Below are 18,016 nucleotides of genomic sequence, written 5' to 3' on the forward strand. Positions count from 1 at the left end.
TGGCCTTACTGGTGGCGCCAGCATGGCAGGACGACTCGAAATGCTATTGGTCGAAATTGGCCGCCGTTGGCTGCGGCCGTGCCTCCTTCAGCGCCCCTGCGCGCGCACGTACTGGAGCGGCGTCATGCCGAAGGCGCGCTTGAAGTGCTTGTTCAGCGCGCTCTGGTCGTAGAAGCCCGACGCGAGCGCGGCATCGGCCACGCACTGGCCCGCATCGAGCTGCCGGATCGCGGCGCGCAGGCGCAGCTGGGTCAGGTAGGCGTGCGGGGTCAGCCCGATCGAACGGTTGAACACGTCGATCAACTGGAACGTCGTGAGGTCGGCGGCCCGGCCCATCTGCTCGAGGGTCAGGCGCTCCGCGTGGCAATCCCGCATGAGCCCCAGCACGGGCGCCAGCACGCGCGCATCCGAAGGCGCGACCGGAATGCGCTGCCCTGCCCGCGCATGGCCTGCGAACAGGGCACCGAAGCTGCGCACGAGCAACTCCTGGTGCAGCAGCGGATCGGGCTCGCCGTCCAGTGCGCGATGCAGCGCCAGGAAGCGTGCGATGAGGTCCGGATCGCGCAAGACGTTCGACGTGAAATGCCGCGGCTGGTCGATGCCCAGCGACGCCAGGACATTCGCGATGCCCGGCGCGGCCAGGTAGAAACTGCGATAGCGCCAGCGCTCGCTGCCGCCCATGCGGCCCGAGTGCGGCTCGCCGGGGTTGAAGACCAGGAGCGCCTCGGCGTGGGCAAGGTCCGTTCGGCCCCGGCTCCTGAACTCCGAACCGCCCACCTCGGTGACCGCGACCACGAGCGAATCGTGGACGTGAGGCGCGTAGTCGTGCGTCGTGAAATCGGCATGGAGCATGTCCATGCCGGCCACGCCGGGTGCGTGCCAGTAGCGCGAGCTGTTGCGAGGATCGGAGCGGGCCAACGGGCGTCCTTTGTTCGCACGAAGGGCGGCGGCCATCGCGGCCGCCGGGTCAGGTGGGATTAGATCGGGATTGCAAAGGGTATGCCACGTGCTGCGCCGCGTTGGGGTCGATCAGTCTTCATCCAGCGCCTGGAACCGATCCGCCAGGAAGAAGACGCGGGGGCTTTGTTCATGGGCCGTCGCCGGCTCGCAGATCCGACTCCCGCGTCACCGTCTTGGCCAGCAGCCGCAAGGTGCTCGCACACGCAGCGACCGCCTCCGACAGCACGCCGCTGCGCCGGTAAGCCAGCCCCAGGTCCATCGACGGCACCGCGCCCGCCATCGCCGTGCGGCGAATGCGTCCGCCGTCGTGCGACCACGGGCGAAACACCAGGTCCGACAGGATCGTCACGCCGACGTTCTGCGCGACCAGGCTGCGCACGGCCTCGATCGACTTGGTCCGGAACACCACCTTGGGCTCGAGCTTCGCCGCGCCCCAGTAGCGGCCCACGGTCTCCACGTGTTCGTCCATGTCGAGCAGCACGAAGGGAAGTTGCGCGATCTCGCGCAACGACACCGACTGCCCGGTGGCCAATGGATGGTCGAGGGAGGTCCACAGGCGACGCTGCGACTTCAGCAGGTTCTCGCGCCGGATGTCGGGCGCCTGCGAGAGGTTCGAGACGAGCACCACGGCCAGGTCGAACTCGCCGCTGCGCAGCCCCGCCTCGATCTCCTCGCGGTTGCGTTCGACCGGCTCGAACTCGATCAGCGGCAACTGCCGGCGCATGGCGCCGATGATCTTCGGCAGCATGTATTCGGACACCGTGTCCGTGATGGCGATCCGCACACGCCCCTCGACGGAAGACGCCGAGCCGTGGCTCTCCTCCACCGCCACTTCCAGCGTGCGCAGGATGTGCTGCGCGTGGCGCAGAAAGCCTTCGCCGTGCACCGTGAGCCGCAGCCCGTCGGAGTGCCGCGTGAACAGCTGGACCTTCAGCGCGGCCTCGAGATTGCGCAGCGAGGTCGTCAACGAGGGCTGGCTCACATAGCAGCGCTGCGCCGCGCGCGAGACCTGCCCCGTGTGGGCCGTGGCGACGAAGTGCTGCAGCTGCTTGATCGTGATCGACATAGATCAATCCTATATCACTCTATTGATATTCAATATTTGAATTGATGAAGCTGTTCGCCCATAGTCGCCCCGCACGACATCCCGGGCGCGAACGACGCCCCAGGCCCAGCCATTGGAGACACCATGCCTTCGACATCAAAGACAGCCCCCGGTCCCGGGCGAGACGCCCTCCTCCCTTCCCCGGCGCAGGCCGGCCATGCGGGTCCCGGCCTCCTGAGCCGCCTGGGCCTGCGCTTCACCGCCTGGGCCGAGCGCTGGTTTCCCGATGCCTACGTGTTCGCCGCCATCGCGGCGGCGGTGGTCGCGGTCGCGGCATTGCTCAATGGATCGAGCCCGCTGGTCGTGGCCAAGTCCTTCGGCGACGGCTTCTGGAGCCTGATCGTCTTCACGATGCAGATGGCGCTGGTCGCGATCGGCGGCTACGTGGTGGCGACCTCGCCGCCGGCCGCGCGCTTCATCGGCCGGCTGGCGGCGGTGCCCGTGTCGGGACGCCAGGCCATCGCCTATGTGGCGGCGATCAGCATGATCCTGTCGCTCTTCAACTGGGGCATCTCGCTGATCTTCAGCGCGCTCTACGTGCGCGCCCTGGCGCGCCGGACCGAACTGCGCATGGACTACCGCGCCGCCGGTGCGGCGGCCTATCTCGGGCTGGGTGCGACCTGGGCGCTCGGCATGAGCTCCTCGGCGGCGCAACTGCAGGCGAACGCCGCCAGCCTGCCCAAGAGCATTCTCGACATCACCGGCGTGATCCCGTTCAGCCAGACCATCTTCCTGTGGCAGTCGATGGTCATGGCGCTGGTGCTGATCACCGTCTCGGTCGCGATCGCGCTCTGGTCCGCGCCCACGGCCGAGCGCGCGGTCACGGCGCAGGACCTCGGCATCGACCTGGCTGAAGCCAAGGCGGCTTCCGACGAAACCGCCGCGCAGCGCCCCGGCGAATGGCTCGAGCGCAGCCCGCTGCTCACCCTGCTGCTGTGCGCCCTCGGCTTCGGCTGGCTCGCGCAGGAGTTCATGGCCAAGAGCCCGCTGATCGCGATCGCGGGGCTCAACACCTACAACCTGCTGTTCCTGATGATCGGCATGCTGCTGCACTGGCGCCCGCGCAGCTTTCTCGATGCCGTCTCGCGCTCGGTGCCCTCGACCGCGGGCGTGATCATCCAGTTTCCGCTCTACGGCGCCATCGCTGCCATGCTGACCGCCGCCAAGGGCGATGGCGGCCACACGCTGTCGGACCGCATCGCGCACCTGTTCGTGAGCATCTCCAGCGTCGACAGCTTCGCGGTGGTGATGGGCGCGTACTCCGCCATCCTGGGCTTCTTCATTCCCTCGGGCGGCGGCAAGTGGATCATCGAGGCGCCCTACGTCATGCAGGCGGCCAACGAGCTGAAGGTCCATCTCGGATGGGCCGTGCAGGTCTACAACGCGGCCGAGGCGCTGCCCAACCTGATCAACCCGTTCTGGATGCTGCCGCTGCTGGGCGTGCTCTCGCTGAAGGCGCGCGACATCGTCGGCTTCACTTTCCTGCAGTTGCTGGTCCACGCGCCGCTGGTGCTCTTCATGCTCTGGTTCCTGGGCCGCACGCTCAGCTACGTTGCGCCCGTGATGCCGTGAGCGGGCCGGACGCTTCGATGGACGCGGCCACCACGGAAATCAAGCGCGGCTACTGCACGCTCTGCCGTTCGCGCTGCGGCACGCTCAACGAGGTGCGCGGCGACATGCTGGTGTCGGTGCGCCCCGACGCGGCGCATCCGACCGGCCAGGCGATGTGCATGAAGGGCAAGGCCGCGCCTGAGCTGGTGCACAGCCCGCATCGCGTGCTGCATCCCATGCGCCGCACGCGGCCCAAGGGCGATCCGGATCCGGGCTGGGTGCGCATCGGCTGGGAAGAGGCACTGGCCGAGACCTCGCAGCGCCTGGGGGCCATCAGGGCCGAGAGCGGCGCCGAATCGGTGGTGTTCGCGGTCACCACGCCGAGCGGCACCCCGCTGAGCGACAGCATCGACTGGATCGAGCGCTTCGTGCGCCTCTTCGGCAGTCCCAACATCTGCTATGCGACCGAGGTCTGCAACTGGCACAAGGACTTCGCCCACGCCTTCACCTTCGGCTGCGGCATGCCGCCGGCCGACTACGCCCAGGCCGAGCTGATCGTGCTGTGGGGCCACAACCCCACGAACACCTGGCTGGCCCAGGCCAACGCCATTGCGAAGGGCCGCGCGAAAGGCGCGCGGCTGATCGTGGTCGATCCGCGTCCCACGGCGCTGGCGCGCCAGGCCGACGTGTGGCTGCCGGTGCGGCCCGGCACCGATGCGGCGCTCGCGCTCGGGATGATCCGCCTGCTGATCGAGGACAACCGCTTCGACGAGGCCTTCGTGCGCGACTGGACCAACGCGCCGCTGCTGGTGCGCGACGACAACGGGCATCTGCTGCGCGAGCGCGACCTGCGGCCCGATGCCGAGGGCGACCGCTTCATGGTGTGGAGCGATGCGCACCAGGGGGCGGTGCCTTACGACACTGCTCGGGACGCACAAGCTCAAGGCTCGGCCCATTTCCGCCTGCGCGGTGCGATCGAGGTGACGGCGGAGAACGGCCACCACCTCTCGTGTCGCCCGGCCTTCGATGTGCTGGCGCAGGCCTGCGCCGTCTGGACGCCGCAGGAGGTGGAACGCATCACCGGCGTGCCCGAAGCCCCGCTGCGCGCCGCGGCCGAGCTGTTCGGTGGCGGGCACCGCACGGCCTATCACGCCTGGACCGGCATCGGCCAGCACACCAACGCAACCCAGTCGGAGCGCGCGGTCGCCACGCTGTACGCGCTGTGCGGCAGCTTCGATCGCATCGGCGGCAACCGCGTGCGCACCGGCCCGCGCGTCAACGCGGTCAATGCGCTCTCGCTGCTGCCCGACGCGCAGCGCGCGAAGGCGCTCGGGTTGAAGGAACGGCCGATCGGCCCGCCCGCCCACGGCTGGGTGACCGCGCGCGACACCTATCGCGCGATCGTCGACGGCGAACCGTACAAGGTGCGCGCGATGATGGCCTTCGGCACCAACCTGCCGGTTTCGCAGGCCGACACCGCGCTCGCGCAGCAGGCGCTGTCGCAGCTCGAATTCCACGTGCATTGCGACCTGTTCGAAACGCCGGCCGCGCGCTACGCCGACATCCTGCTGCCGATCGACACCCCCTGGGAGCGCGAGGGCCTGCGCGTCGGCTTCGAGATCGACGATCGCGCGGCCGGCTGGGTGCAGTTGCGCCAGCGCATGGTGGCCCCGCGCGGGGAATCGCGTTCCGACAACGAGGTGCTGTTCGATCTCGCCCGCCGGCTCGGCATGGGCGACGAATTCTTCGGCGGCAGCCTGGAGGTCGGGTGGAACCACATCCTCGAGCCGCTGGGTCTCACGGTGGCGCAACTGCGCGACCGGCCCGAAGGCGTGGCCTGCGACATCGACGCGGGCGAGCGGAAATACGCGCGCGCCACGCCCACCGGCGTGCGAGGCTTCGACACGCCCACGCGCCGCGTCGAGCTCTATTCCGAAACCCTGCTGCGCCACGGCCAGCCGCCCGTGGCGACTTTCGTCGAGCCCGCCGACACGCCGCGCGACGCCAGGGCGACCGGACACGGCCGTTTCCCCTATGTGCTGAGCTCGGCCAAGAACGGCCTCTACTGCCACAGCCAGCATCGCAGCCTGCCCTCGCTGCGCCGGCGCGCCCCCGAGCCAGTGGCCGAACTGAGCCCCGCCCTCGCGAAGACCAAGGACATCGTCGGCGGCGACTGGCTGCGCATCCGCACGCGCGTGGGCGAGGCCCGCTTCGTCGCGCGCATCACGCCCGGCCTGGCGGACGATCTCGTCGTGGCCGAGTTCGGCTGGTGGCAGGGTTGCAGCGAACTGGACCGCGACGGCCTGCCGCTGGACGGTGCGCTGGGCAGCAATTTCAATGCGCTGATCTCGGCCGACCATTGCGACCCGGTCAGCGGTTCGGTGCCGCACCGCTCCTTTCTCTGCGACATCGAACGCGATCCCGCCACGGCGCTGCGACAGCGCTCATGGACGGGCACGCGCCGCTTTCGAATCGACGAACTGCGGCCCGAGGCCGAGGGCGTGCTGGGCATTCGTTTCGCGCCGATCGACGACGCGCCCCTGCCCGACTACCGGCCCGGCCAGCATGTCGAACTCAAGCTCGACCTTGGCGATGGCACGCCGGTCTCGCGCGCCTACTCGCTCACTGGCGCGGCCGAGCAGCGGGATCGGCACGGCTACACCATCGCAGTGCGGCACCAGCGAGGCCGTGCGGCCGACGGCACGCCGTACCAGGGGCGCATGTCGGGCCATCTGCACCGCGACCTGAAGCTCGGCGACACGCTCGAACTGCGGGCGCCGTCCGGCGGCTTCGTGATTCCCCGCCGCTCGCCCCAGCCGCTGGTCCTGTTCGCGGGCGGCATCGGCATCACGCCGTTCATCAGCCTGCTCGAGTCGCTGCCCGATGGCGCGGACAGCCCCGTCATCCGGCTCTACTACGCCAACCAGAACAGCGCGACACACGCCTTTCGCGAACGCATCGCGCACCACCGCGCACGTCTGCCCCGGTTGCAGGTGATCGACCACTACAACGCGCCGCTGCCCGAAGACCGCCTCGACATCGACTACCAGTCGGACCAGTACATCGATGCGAGCGTGGTGGACGACGCGCTGATCGCGCAACGGGCCCGCTTCTACCTGTGCGGCCCGCCCGCCATGATGGACAGCGTCATCACGGGACTGGTGGCGCGCGGCGTTCCGCGCTTCGATATCTTCAGCGAGGTGTTCCGCTCGCCCGCCGCGCCGCCGGTGGACGGTCCTCAGCAGTTCGACGTCCGCTTCGCGCGCTCGGGCCGCGGGCCGGTCACGTGGACGCCCAGGCAGGGCACGCTGCTGAGCTTCGGCGAATCGCTCGGCCTGCAGATGCCGAGCGGCTGCCGCGTGGGGCAGTGCGAAAGCTGCGCCGTGCGCCTGATCGCCGGCAAGGTGTCCCATCTGCACGGCCGTGAACCCGAAGACCCTGCCGTGTGCCTGACATGCCAGGCCGTGCCGCTCGAAGACCTCGTGCTCGATGCATGAGCCCCGCCCTCCGTTCCCAAGCCAAGCCCCCCATGAAAATCATCGATACCGAAAGCACCCGCCACGCCCTGCGCTTCGAGCGCCTCATTCCCGCGCTGCGCGACATGTTCATCGCCGGCTGCGAAGTGCCGTTGCGGCATGTGCACACGCTCCAGAACCAGGCCGCGCCACCGGGCGGGACCGTGCTGATCATGCCGGCGTGGCAGGAGGGCCGCTACCTGGGCATCAAGACGGTCAACATCTTTCCGGGCAACGCCGAACGCGGCCTGCCTGGACTGTTCTCGACCTACATGCTCTACGACGCGCGCACCGGCGAGCCGCTGGCACAGATCGATGGCAACGAGATCACCTCGCGCCGCACCGCCGCCGCGTCGGCCCTCGCCGCGTCCTACCTCGCGCCCGCGCAGGCGCGCAGCCTGCTCGTCGTCGGCTGCGGCCGTGTCGGCGGCCTGGTTCCGGAGGCCTGTCGCACCGTGCGTCCGATCGAACGCGTGGCGGTCTGGGATCGCAACGAGGCCGCGGCGAACGCGCTCGCCGCACGCCTCCATGCGCAGGGTTTCGATGCGTTCGTCGCAACCGACCTCGGCCAGGCCGCGGGCGACGCCGACATCGTGAGCTGCGCCACGCTCGCGACGCAGCCGGTGATCGAAGGCGCATGGTTGGGGACGCGCAGCCACCTCGACCTGATCGGCAGCTTCACGCCGCAGATGCGCGAGGCCGACGATGCGGCGTTCGTCGGCGCGAGGCTCTTCATCGACACGCGGGAAGCACTGCAAAAGAGCGGCGAACTGCTCGGGCCGATGTCGCGCGGCGTGTTCACGGCCGCGGACGTGGCGGGAGACCTGGCCGACCTGGTCACCGGCCGGGTCCAGGGACGAACCGAGTCCGACGGACGGACCGTCTTCAAGGCGGTGGGCACGGCGCTCGAGGACCTCGCGGCGGCGATCCTCGTCTACGAGAGCGTCGAAGCGGCGTGAGACGCTGATCTCGACTTATTGGACCAAGTTGACAAAATAGATCAATACTGTAAAAGTTCGACGCCTGTCCTCGCGGATTGGCGGCACGAACTTCGTGGTGCGCCGACCGGCGGGGGCCTTGAACATCCACCCTCATCGCCGAACTCGCCCATGCCTTCGCTGTCCCGCATTTCCGTCAGCCTCGCTCTTGCGATACCCGTTGCGCGCCGCGCTGGAGCGGTCCGCTGATGGCCGCCGCTCCCGACCGGCGCATCGCGATCATGGAGGCCGCGCTCGGTGTCTTCCTGCGCTACGGCTACCGGAAGACGTCGATGGACGATCTCGCGCGCGCCGCCGGCATCTCGCGCCAGGGCCTCTACCTGCACTTCGCGTCGAAGGACGAACTCTTCAAGGAAGCCGTCACCTGGTTCGCGCAGCAAGGCCTCGCGGCCATGCGTGCCGCACTGGCGCGGGAGGACCTGCCGATCGAGGAACGACTGATCGGCGCCTTCGCGGCGTTGCATGCGCAGAACGACGGCTCTCAGATGTCGCTGGAACACATGGGCGAGATCGTTGCGACCGCGCGCGAACTCGTCGGTCCGGTGCTGGAAGAGTTCGACCAGGTCGTGCCCAAGGAACTCGCACGGGCGATCCAGTCGGCCGGTGCCGCCGTGCCCTGGCGCGCCGCGGGCCTCACCGCCAAGTCACTCGCACAGCACCTGTACGCGGCCTCGCACGGCCTCAAGCACTACGCCCGGACGCCGGCCGAGTACCAGGCCGGCATACGCATCGCCGTGCGCCTGGTGTGCGGCGGACCGGCGCCCGCACCCTGAGCTTCTTCGAATGAAGCGCACGCCCTCTCACCTTCGCCAACTTTTCCTGATCGGAGTCATCGCCATGTCCACCTCCTCGCTGTGCGCCTGCGGTCCGCGACTCGCAGCCAACCCCAAGTCGCCGCAGCAGCGCGACGGCATCTACCGCAACGTCGTGCCGCGCGCGCCGATGGGTTTCCTCAAGACCGTCGCGATCGGCTGGCAATTCCTGACCGGCAAGAGCGACACGACCGTGCCGAGCACGCCGATTCCGGTGCGCCCGCTGACGACAGACGCCCTCCTCGAGGCGCCGGACGGCAGCCTCTACCGCCTGGGCCACTCGACCTTGCTGCTCAAGCTGGACGGCGAGTTCTGGCTCACCGACCCGGTCTTCTCCGAGCGTGCGTCGTCGGTGCAGTGGGCCGGCCCGAAGCGATTCCATGCGCCGCCGATCGACATCGACGACCTGCCGCCGATCAAGGGCGTGATCCTCTCGCACGACCACTTCGACCACCTGGACCGCGCCGCCATCGCGCGGCTCGCGCCGAAGGTCGAGGTGTTCATCACGCCGCTGGGCGTGGGCGAGCGCCTGATCGCATGGGGCGTGGATCCGGCGCGCGTCCGGCAGCTCGACTGGTGGGACGAGACGAAGGTCGACGGCATCCGGCTGGCGGCGGTGCCGGCCCAGCATTTCTCGGGCCGGAGCCTGCGCGACGAGGACCGCACGCTCTGGGCGTCATGGGTGATCGTGGCCGGCGACCTGCGGATCTTCTTCAGCGGCGACACCGGCTATCACGCCGACTTCAAGACCATCGGCGATCGCTACGGCCCCTTCGACATGACGATGATCGAGACCGGTGCGTACGACAAGCAATGGGCCGACGTCCACATGCAGCCCGAAGAAACGCTGCAAGCCCATCTGGACCTGCGGGGGCGTTGGCTGCTGCCGGTGCACAACGGCACCTTCGACCTGGCAATGCATCCCTGGGACGAGCCGTTCGAGCGGATTCAGGCGCTGGCGCGGGCGCGTGATGTGAAGCTGGCTACGCCGGTGATGGGGGAGCGAGTGGCGCTTGAGGCGCCGCATGCGGGTGCTGCGTGGTGGGTGGCTGGCGGGAACTGAGCGGAACTCACTCTTCCTCCCCTTCTCTTCTCACCACGCTCCTGTCACACCATGCACGGAAGAGGAGATCGCGAAATAGTGGCACAGCGATGCATCACTCAACAATGCTTCCTTATAAGGTATTGAGGTGATAGTAGTCATGCCCATAGAACTTCAGCGGCCTTGCCCGGGTGATGTTGCAGTCCTGAGGTCTCGGTCGATGCTTTAACTGGACATAGTCAAGCATGTCAAAGAAACGACCCGCATCGACTAGCTCAATGGGCATCACCGTTTGTGTGCTGAGTCGCGCCGCCTTGCGCGCTCCGCGGCTAAAGCGGGATGCTGATACATACACACCGCGGGTATAGCCCCCCAGCATCAAGGCGCCTAGAAATGCTCTGATCTGCTCCACTTCCACGGCGCCTTTCCGCCGCTTGACTTGAACCCCGATTCTTGCGTCCGAACCATCCTCCAGGATTACGTCGACCCCTCCATCGTTCGAATAGCCAGTCGCGGATGCTCGGTACCCGAGATCACCGAAAACACTCGCAACGGTCAGCTCAAACAGTCGTGGGTGCATCAACGTCCGCGCCTCGAACCTTCGCATCAAGTAGCGCCGTACCTCCTGAAGCGGTGCTCCAATGTCATTGAGAGCAAGCTCTTCCAACGCCGGCTCTGAAGCCAGTGTGACGGCCCAATGCTGCCAGTGCATCGCCGGTAGAACCGCTCGGTCCTCAGCGATCCACCAACCGCATACGGGACAGATATGGAGGCACACCTTTCTCTCCACGGTGTCCCCTCGCAATATCACGTGGGGGTGCCTCAAGGGAGGACCATTGAAGTACGGATGCCGAATCTCTACTTCATGGACTGCCGCGAAATCCTCAAAAGAAACATCCCAAAGTCCAGGGTCGTAGTGATCATCCATCCGGGCACCGCAATAGCTGCAATGAACTAAGTCTTCCTCTTCGAGGTTCCCGCGCCAGAACGGAAGCTCGCAATGAGAACGAACATTCGATGGAACATGCTGCCTGGGTTGGTTCATGCGTTGCCCCACTTAATCAGCGCCCCGTGAGCAAGCTTTGCGGCGAGCCCGCTTAGGTGGAGTTGGTAGCCGCGATCTCCGGGCGTCCGGAGATTCCGTGGCTACCGCTCGACCTCGTCACTCCCACTCGATCGTCGCCGGCGGCTTGCTCGATACGTCGTAGGTCACGCGGTTGATGCCGCGCACCTCGTTGATGATCCGCCCCGACACCTTCTTGAGCAGCGCATACGGCAGCTCTGCCCAGTCGGCGGTCATGAAGTCGCTGGTCTGCACGGCACGCAGCGCGACCACGTAGTCGTAAGTGCGGCCGTCGCCCATCACGCCCACGCTCTTGACGGGCAGGAACACGGTGAAGGCCTGGCTCGTGAGGTCGTACCAGGTCTTGCCGCTCTCGTCCTTGAAGTTGCGCAGCTCCTCGATGAAGATCGCGTCGGCGCGGCGCAGCAGGTCGGCGTATTCCTTCTTCACTTCGCCCAGGATGCGCACGCCCAGGCCCGGGCCTGGGAACGGATGGCGGTAGACCATCTCCGGCGGCAGGCCGAGCGCCACGCCGAGTTCGCGCACTTCGTCCTTGAAGAGATCGCGCAGCGGTTCAAGCAGCTTGAGCCCGAGCTGCTCGGGCAGGCCGCCGACGTTGTGGTGGCTCTTGATGGTGACGGCCTTCTTGCTCTTGGCGCCGCCCGACTCGATGACGTCGGGATAGATCGTGCCTTGCGCGAGGAAGGTCGCGCCCTTGTGGCCACCATCGCCGGCCTTGAGCTTCGCGGCCTCCTGCTTGAACACGGTGACGAACTCGCCGCCGATGATCTTGCGCTTGGCCTCCGGGTCGCTCACACCCGCGAGCTTGCCGAGGAACAGGTCGCTCGCATCCACGCGAATGACCTTCGCATGCAGCTTGCCTTCGAACATCTCCATGACCATGTCGCCTTCGTTCAGGCGCAGGAGGCCGTGGTCGACGAACACGCAGGTCAGCTGGTCGCCGATGGCGCGGTGGATGAGCGCGGCGGCCACGCTCGAATCGACACCGCCCGAGAGGCCGAGGATGACTTCTTCGTCGCCCACCTGCTCGCGGATCTTCTGCACGGCTTCGGCGATGTGATCGCGCATCACCCAATCGGGCTTCGCGTTGCAGATGCCGAGCACGAAGCGCTCGATGATCGCCTTGCCCTGCACCGTGTGCGTGACTTCGGGGTGGAACTGCAGCGCGTAGTAGCGGCGCGCCTCGTCGGCCATGCCGGCGATGGGGCAGCTGTCGGTGCTGGCCATGAGCTTGAAGCCCGGGGGCAGTTCGGTGACCTTGTCGCCGTGGCTCATCCACACATTGAGCATGCCGTGGCCTTCGGGCGTGGTGAAGTCGGCGATGTCCTTCAGGAGCGCCGTGTGGCCATGGGCGCGCACGGCCGCGAAGCCGAACTCGCGCTTGTGGCCGCCCTCGACCTTGCCGCCGAGCTGGTGCGCCATGGTCTGCATGCCGTAACAGATGCCGAGCACCGGCACGCCGAGGTCGAACACGGCCTGCGGGGCCTTGTCGGTGGTTTCCTCGTACACGCTCGCGTGGCTGCCCGAAAGGATCACGCCCTTGAGGTGGCCGTCGGCCGCGTATTCGCGCACCCATTCGTCGGTGACGTCGCAGGGATGCACTTCGCTCAGCACATGCGCCTCGCGCACGCGGCGTGCGATGAGCTGCGTGACTTGCGAGCCGAAGTCGAGGATGAGGATCTTGTCGTGTTGCATGGCGAGAGGACTCAGAGCGTTGAAATGTCGAACAGCTTCACGCCCGCCTTGGGCGCTGCCTGGATGAGATGCTCGTCGAAGGTGGCGAGCGGAAGATTGAGCGACTTGGCGAGCCAGAGATAGCCCGCGTCATAAATCGAGATGCCGGCATCGATGGCCACGGCGAGCACGGCCTTGTGCTGGGCGGGCGCGAGCTCGTGCAACTCGACGCGGTGGCGAATGGCGTCGAGCACGCTCCACAGCCCTTCGACCGCGGACGTGGGAATACGGCCGCTGCGCACGCCGTTGGCCAGGATGTTGGCGCATTCCCATTGCCAGGCGTTGGGCGCCTGCGGCTCGACCTCGTCGCGGCGGATGGCGGCGTAGAGCTTGCGGGTGTGTTCGCTGGCCTGGTCGGGCAGGAGCCAGGCGGCGGTGACGGAGGCGTCCATGACGAAGGCTGTCACGATTGGCGCCCTTCGCCTCGCAACGCGCGAAGAGAAAGGCCAGGCTGGATGGCAGCGTGCAGCGCGTCGATCTGGCCGAGTTCGCGCTCGATCTGCTCATCGGTGATGACCGGCTTGCGCCGCACCGGCAGCATGCGCACGACTTCCTTGCCGTGACGGGTGATGCGAACCTCCTCGCCCTTTTCGACCGAGTCGATCAGGGCCGAGAAGTTGTTCTTGGCTTCAGCGATGCCGATGGATTGCATTTGGGCCAGAAAAATTGAATCTGGCCCAAATTTTAATGCCAATGTGGCCTGACTTTCAAGGTCTGGCCAGATTGGACTTACTCAGCCCGGTAGTTCGGCGCTTCTTTGGTGATCTGCACGTCGTGGACGTGGCTCTCGCGAATGCCGGCCGTGGTGATCTCGACGAACTCGGCCTTGTTCTTCATGTCCTCGATGGTCGCGCAGCCGCAGTAGCCCATGCTGGCGCGCACGCCGCCGGCCATCTGGTAGACGATGGAGACGATCGAGCCCTTGTAGGGCACGCGGCCTTCGATGCCTTCGGGCACGAGCTTGTCGGTGTTGGGGTTGCCCGTGGTCGATTCCTGGAAGTACCGGTCCGCGCTGCCCTGCTGCATCGCGCCGATGGAGCCCATGCCGCGGTAGCTCTTGTAGCTGCGGCCCTGGTACAGCACGATTTCGCCGGGCGCTTCTTCGGTGCCGGCGAACATGCTGCCCATCATCACGGTGCTGGCGCCAGCGGCGATCGCCTTGGCGATGTCGCCCGAGTAGCGCACGCCGCCATCGGAGATCAGCGGAATGCCGGTGCCCTGCAGCGCGGTGGCCACGCTGTCGACCGCCATGATCTGCGGCACGCCCACGCCGGCCACGATGCGGGTGGTGCAGATGGAGCCCGGGCCGATGCCGACCTTGACCGCGTCGGCGCCGACATCGGCCAGCGCACGCGCCGCGTCGCCGGTGGCGATGTTGCCGCCGATGACGTCGACCTGCGGATAGTTCTTCTTGACCCAGCGCACGCGCTCGATCACGCCGGCGCTGTGGCCGTGCGCGGTGTCGACCACGATGGCATCGACACCGGCCTTCACCAGCGCTTCGACGCGCTCCTCGGTGCCGTCGCCCACGCCGACCGCCGCGCCCACCCGCAGACGACCGCTCGGGTCGCGTGCGGCATTGGGGAAGCTGGTCTGCTTGGTGATGTCCTTGACGGTGATGAGGCCCTTGAGCTCCCAGTCGTTGTTGATGACCAGCAGGCGCTCGAGCTTGTACTTGTTGAGCAGCGCCTTGGCATCGGCCAGCGTGGTGCCGTCGGGCACGGTGATGAGCTTGTCGCGCTGCGTCATGATTTCGCTGACGGGCACGTCGTAGCGGGTTTCGAAGCGCAGGTCGCGCCCCGTCACGATGCCCACGACCTTGCCGCCATCGACCACCGGGAAGCCGGAGATGCCGAGCTGGTCCGACAGCGCCATCACCTGGCGCACCGAGTGCGTCGGCGTGATCACCACCGGGTCGCGCAGCACGCCCGATTCGTAGCGCTTGACGCGGGCCACTTCGGCGGCCTGCTGTTGCGCGGTGAGGTTCTTGTGGACGATCCCGATGCCGCCTTCCTGCGCGATGGCGATCGCGAGGCGGGCTTCTGTCACGGTGTCCATGGCCGCCGAGACGAGCGGCAGGTTCAGCGTGATGTTGCGGGAGAGTTTGGTGGCGAGGGAGGTGTCCTTGGGCAGGACCTGGGAGAACGCTGGCACCAACAACACGTCGTCGAAGGTGAGCGCTTTGCCGAGAAGGCGCATGGGTGAAGCTCCAAAAGACGGATTGTAACGAGGCTCCCGGGGCGTTCGCCGGCCCGGGCTTTTCCGGACCGTTGCAAAAGCACCGAACGAGGATGTTGCAAGACGTAAGGCGCGGCTAAACTTCGGGGATGAAATTCATGCACTGGCTGCTGGTGGGATGTGTCGTGGCGCTGCCGCTCTCTGCGAGCGCGCAATGGCAATGGATCGACAAGAACGGCAAGAAGGTCTTCAGCGACCAGGCGCCGCCGCCCGATGTTCCCGAGAAGAACATCCTGCGCAAATCGGGCGCGCAACCGCGGCCGGCCACCGGCATCTCTTCGCCGGACACCCCGGCGGCCGAAGGCACCGAGGCGGCAGCACCCAAGGCGCGCGAAAGCGCCGCCGCGCCCAAGCCGAGCGGCGTCGACAAGGAACTCGAGGAAAAGACCAAAAAGGCCGAGGCCGAAGAGAAGGCCAAGCGCGCTGCCGAAGAGGCGAAAGTCGCGAAGGCCAAGGCCGACAACTGCGCCCGTGCCCGCGAAGGCAAGTCCACGCTGGACAGTGGCATCCGCATCGCGAAGGTGAATGCCAAGGGCGAGCGCGAGATCATGGACGACACCGCACGCGTGGCCGAGCAGAAGCGGATTCAGTCGGTCATCGACAGCGACTGCAAGTAGTCAGTAGCCGGCCTTGCCGCCCTTGCGCCGGCTCGCGAAGAGCCCGGTGCCCCGCGCGCCCTGGCGCTGGAAGCGCTCGCGGCGCGCCACCTTCGGATCGACCGTGAGCTGACGGCACAGCTCGATGCGATCGCCGTCCTTCAACACTTGGTCCCACTCGACCGCCCTGCCCCAGACACCCGGTGTCATGGCATGCCGCCAATCGAGATCGGGAAAGCGCTGCGACAACCCGCTGGCCCGCACCGCGTCGCTCAGGACAATGCCTTCCTCAAGCCGCAACACCTGCTCGAACACCTCGCGTGCCACGGGCGAGCAGCTCAGCGTGACTTCGATCATTCAGGGACTGCCGTAGACCTGTTCGGCGCGCTTGACAAAGGCCTCGACCAGGCTCGATGCGACGGTGTCGAACACCGGCCCCACCAGCGCCTGCAGGGCGAAGTTGCTGAAGCCGTAGCTCATGTGCAGCTCGACGCGGCAGGCGCGTTCGCCCGCTTCGCCCACTGGCACGAACTTCCAGTTGCCGTCGAGATTGGAGAACGGGCCGTCGACCAGTTTCAGTTGCACTTCCCGGCCGGGAATGTGGGTGTTGCGGGTGGTGAAGCTCTGGCGCAGACCGGCGAAGGCGAGGCCGACTTCGGCAGTCATGCCGGCTTCGTCCTCTTCGATGATCCGGGCCTTGTCGCACCACGGAAGGAACTGCGGATACTTCGCCACATCGGTGACGAGCGCGTACATCTCTTCGGCGCTGTACCAGATGAGGACGGACTTGTTGACTGTTTTCATAGAATCGGTGCAGCGTGCGCGACGGATTGTATTGAAGCCATGCGTCCCCACCTTCCCGAGCCATGGCCACAAAGAAACAAGATACCTCCTCCCGCATTGCCGACAACAAGAAGGCCGCGTACAACTATTTCTTCGAAGAACGCTTCGAGGCCGGCATGGTGCTCGAAGGCTGGGAAGTCAAGTCGCTGCGCGAAGGCAAGGTGCAGCTCACCGACGGCTACGTGGTGATCCGCGACGGCGAACTCTACGTCGTGGGCCTGCAGATCAACCCGCTCAAGAGCGCTTCGACGCACGTCAACCCCGACTCGATCCGCACCAAGAAGCTGCTGCTGCATAAGGAAGAAATCCGCCGGCTGGTCGGCAAGGTCGAGCAAAAGGGCTACACGCTGGTGCCGCTCAACCTGCACTGGAAGGCGGGCAAGGTCAAATGCGACATCGCGCTGGCCAAGGGCAAGGCCGAGCACGACAAGCGCGACACCATCAAGGACCGCGAAGGCAAGCGCGAGGTCGAGCGCGCGATGAAGAGCCGCAGCCGCTGATCGTTCTTTTTTTGCGCGGCATGGAATAAAACGCGCCCTGCAGGCGTTTGTGCGGTGTCATCGGATTGCCGGTGCCACCCAACCTCAGGAGTCTTTCCATGTCGCCATTTCGCGCTTCCCGCGTTTCCTCCGTCGGCATTGCCGCCGCCTTGCTCGGCAGCCTGCTCGCCCTCCCCGCATTCGCCCAACCCAAGCCCGCCGATGGCGCGCTGGTCGGCGCGAACGGCATGACGCTCTACACGTTCGAGAAGGACACCGCCGGCAACGGCAAGTCGGTCTGCAATGGCGGCTGCGCCACCAACTGGCCGCCCTTCATGGCGGCCGACAGCGACAAGCCGAGCGGTGACTTCACCATCGTCACGCGCGACGACGGCAAGAAGCAGTGGGCTGCCAAGGGCTGGCCGTTGTACTACTGGGTGAAGGACACCAAGCCGGGCGACAAGACCGGCGACGGCGTGGGCGGCAACTGGAAGACCGCCAAGCCCTGATCCGCCCCCGCTCCCGGCCCACCCATGGACGCCCGCCTGCTGGTCGACCACATCCCGAGCCTGCGCCGCTATGCGCGCGCGCTCACAGGCAACACGTGGGCGGCCGACGACCTGGTGCAGGACACCCTCGAGCGGGCCTGCAGCAAGTGGCGCCTCTGGGTGGTAGGGAGCGACCTGCGCGCATGGCTCTTCACGGTCATGCACAACGTCTTCGCGAGCCAGGTGCGGCGCACGCCGCCGCCGCACAGCGTGGTGCCGCTCGACGATGCCACGCACGAGTTGCATGGCGGCATCGATCCGGGCCGCGACCAGGGCGCGAGCCTCGACCTGCAGCGCTGCCTGCTGCAACTGCCCGAGGAACAGCGCGCCGTGCTGCTCCTCGTGACGCTCGAAGACATGTCCTATGCCGAGGTGGCGAAGGTGCTGGGCATTCCCGCCGGCACCGTGATGTCGCGCCTCTCGCGCGCCCGCGTGCGGCTGCAGGAACTGCTGGACGGCACCGCCGCGCCGCATCGTCCGGGCCTGCGTCGCCTCAAGTGAAATCCGCACC

Annotated in this window: 18 protein-coding genes; 9 read left to right on the top strand and 9 right to left on the bottom strand. The window is 67.0% G+C overall.

Annotated features, from left to right (window positions below; all coding sequences use genetic code 11):
* Nucleotides 1–87: 87 nt before the first annotated feature.
* Nucleotides 88–918 carry an AraC family transcriptional regulator gene (locus tag GNX71_RS17440; protein ID WP_241026966.1) on the bottom strand — a complete coding sequence of 277 codons (831 nt, stop codon included), beginning with the start codon at nucleotides 916–918 and terminating at the stop codon, nucleotides 88–90.
* 169 nt (nucleotides 919–1,087) lie between these two features.
* Nucleotides 1,088–2,026: a LysR family transcriptional regulator gene (locus tag GNX71_RS17445; RefSeq protein WP_206173485.1), complete on the bottom strand. Its 939-nt coding sequence runs from the start codon at nucleotides 2,024–2,026 to the stop codon at nucleotides 1,088–1,090.
* Nucleotides 2,027–2,149: 123 nt separating this feature from the next.
* Between GNX71_RS17445 and GNX71_RS17450 the strand changes: the two genes are divergently transcribed.
* From GNX71_RS17450 to GNX71_RS17470, 5 genes are all read left to right on the top strand, one after another.
* Complete coding sequence (locus GNX71_RS17450; protein ID WP_206173486.1) at nucleotides 2,150–3,637, top strand: TIGR00366 family protein; 1,488 nt, start codon at nucleotides 2,150–2,152, stop codon at nucleotides 3,635–3,637.
* Between the two features lie 17 nt (nucleotides 3,638–3,654).
* Nucleotides 3,655–7,113 (top strand): molybdopterin-dependent oxidoreductase, encoded by a 3,459-nt coding sequence (locus GNX71_RS17455; RefSeq protein ID WP_206173487.1) that lies wholly within the window; start codon nucleotides 3,655–3,657, stop codon nucleotides 7,111–7,113.
* Nucleotides 7,114–7,145: 32 nt separating this feature from the next.
* Nucleotides 7,146–8,090: an ornithine cyclodeaminase family protein gene (locus GNX71_RS17460; protein ID WP_206173488.1), complete on the top strand. Its 945-nt coding sequence runs from the start codon at nucleotides 7,146–7,148 to the stop codon at nucleotides 8,088–8,090.
* Between the two features lie 227 nt (nucleotides 8,091–8,317).
* Nucleotides 8,318–8,902 carry a TetR/AcrR family transcriptional regulator gene (locus GNX71_RS17465; RefSeq protein ID WP_206173489.1) on the top strand — a complete coding sequence of 195 codons (585 nt, stop codon included), beginning with the start codon at nucleotides 8,318–8,320 and terminating at the stop codon, nucleotides 8,900–8,902.
* 64 nt (nucleotides 8,903–8,966) lie between these two features.
* Nucleotides 8,967–10,004, top strand: a complete 1,038-nt coding sequence (locus GNX71_RS17470) for an MBL fold metallo-hydrolase (protein WP_206173490.1) — start codon at nucleotides 8,967–8,969, stop codon at nucleotides 10,002–10,004.
* Between the two features lie 112 nt (nucleotides 10,005–10,116).
* Here GNX71_RS17470 and GNX71_RS17475 read toward each other — a convergent pair whose 3' ends face one another.
* The 5 genes from GNX71_RS17475 to guaB all read right to left on the bottom strand — a co-directional run bounded on the left by GNX71_RS17475 (nucleotide 10,117) and on the right by guaB (nucleotide 15,000).
* Nucleotides 10,117–11,028 (bottom strand): restriction endonuclease, encoded by a 912-nt coding sequence (locus tag GNX71_RS17475; RefSeq protein WP_206173491.1) that lies wholly within the window; start codon nucleotides 11,026–11,028, stop codon nucleotides 10,117–10,119.
* A gap of 117 nt (nucleotides 11,029–11,145) precedes the next feature.
* Nucleotides 11,146–12,762, bottom strand: a complete 1,617-nt coding sequence (gene guaA, locus GNX71_RS17480; protein ID WP_206173492.1) for a glutamine-hydrolyzing GMP synthase — start codon at nucleotides 12,760–12,762, stop codon at nucleotides 11,146–11,148.
* 11 nt (nucleotides 12,763–12,773) lie between these two features.
* Nucleotides 12,774–13,193 (bottom strand): type II toxin-antitoxin system VapC family toxin, encoded by a 420-nt coding sequence (locus GNX71_RS17485; protein WP_042576827.1) that lies wholly within the window; start codon nucleotides 13,191–13,193, stop codon nucleotides 12,774–12,776.
* A gap of 11 nt (nucleotides 13,194–13,204) precedes the next feature.
* Nucleotides 13,205–13,453 (bottom strand): type II toxin-antitoxin system prevent-host-death family antitoxin, encoded by a 249-nt coding sequence (locus GNX71_RS17490; protein ID WP_206173493.1) that lies wholly within the window; start codon nucleotides 13,451–13,453, stop codon nucleotides 13,205–13,207.
* A 77-nt stretch (nucleotides 13,454–13,530) separates the two neighbouring features.
* A complete protein-coding gene (guaB, locus tag GNX71_RS17495; RefSeq protein WP_206173494.1) occupies nucleotides 13,531–15,000 on the bottom strand; it encodes an IMP dehydrogenase in 1,470 nt (489 codons plus the stop codon).
* A gap of 128 nt (nucleotides 15,001–15,128) precedes the next feature.
* Here guaB and GNX71_RS17500 point away from each other — a divergent pair, with 128 nt between their 5' ends.
* On the top strand, nucleotides 15,129–15,656 hold the full coding sequence (locus tag GNX71_RS17500) for a DUF4124 domain-containing protein (protein ID WP_206173495.1): 528 nt from the start codon (nucleotides 15,129–15,131) through the stop codon (nucleotides 15,654–15,656).
* On the opposite strand, the gene GNX71_RS17505 is transcribed toward GNX71_RS17500, so the two are convergent.
* Entirely contained in the window at nucleotides 15,657–15,992 is a 336-nt protein-coding gene (locus tag GNX71_RS17505) for an RnfH family protein (RefSeq protein WP_206173496.1), read from the bottom strand.
* Nucleotides 15,993–16,439, bottom strand: coding sequence for a type II toxin-antitoxin system RatA family toxin (locus GNX71_RS17510; protein ID WP_206173497.1), 447 nt, complete (start codon nucleotides 16,437–16,439; stop codon nucleotides 15,993–15,995).
* Nucleotides 16,440–16,501: 62 nt separating this feature from the next.
* Here GNX71_RS17510 and smpB point away from each other — a divergent pair, with 62 nt between their 5' ends.
* The 3 genes from smpB to GNX71_RS17525 all read left to right on the top strand — a co-directional run bounded on the left by smpB (nucleotide 16,502) and on the right by GNX71_RS17525 (nucleotide 18,006).
* Nucleotides 16,502–16,978: an SsrA-binding protein SmpB gene (smpB, locus tag GNX71_RS17515; protein ID WP_042576821.1), complete on the top strand. Its 477-nt coding sequence runs from the start codon at nucleotides 16,502–16,504 to the stop codon at nucleotides 16,976–16,978.
* A 98-nt stretch (nucleotides 16,979–17,076) separates the two neighbouring features.
* The gene (locus tag GNX71_RS17520) at nucleotides 17,077–17,466 is read left to right on the top strand and encodes a hypothetical protein (protein ID WP_206173498.1); all 390 of its coding nucleotides are present in this window, start codon (nucleotides 17,077–17,079) and stop codon (nucleotides 17,464–17,466) included.
* Between the two features lie 24 nt (nucleotides 17,467–17,490).
* Entirely contained in the window at nucleotides 17,491–18,006 is a 516-nt protein-coding gene (locus GNX71_RS17525) for a sigma-70 family RNA polymerase sigma factor (protein ID WP_206173499.1), read from the top strand.
* Nucleotides 18,007–18,016: the final 10 nt, after the last annotated feature.

The organism is Variovorax sp. RKNM96, assembly GCF_017161115.1.
Taxonomy (GTDB): domain Bacteria; phylum Pseudomonadota; class Gammaproteobacteria; order Burkholderiales; family Burkholderiaceae_C; genus Variovorax.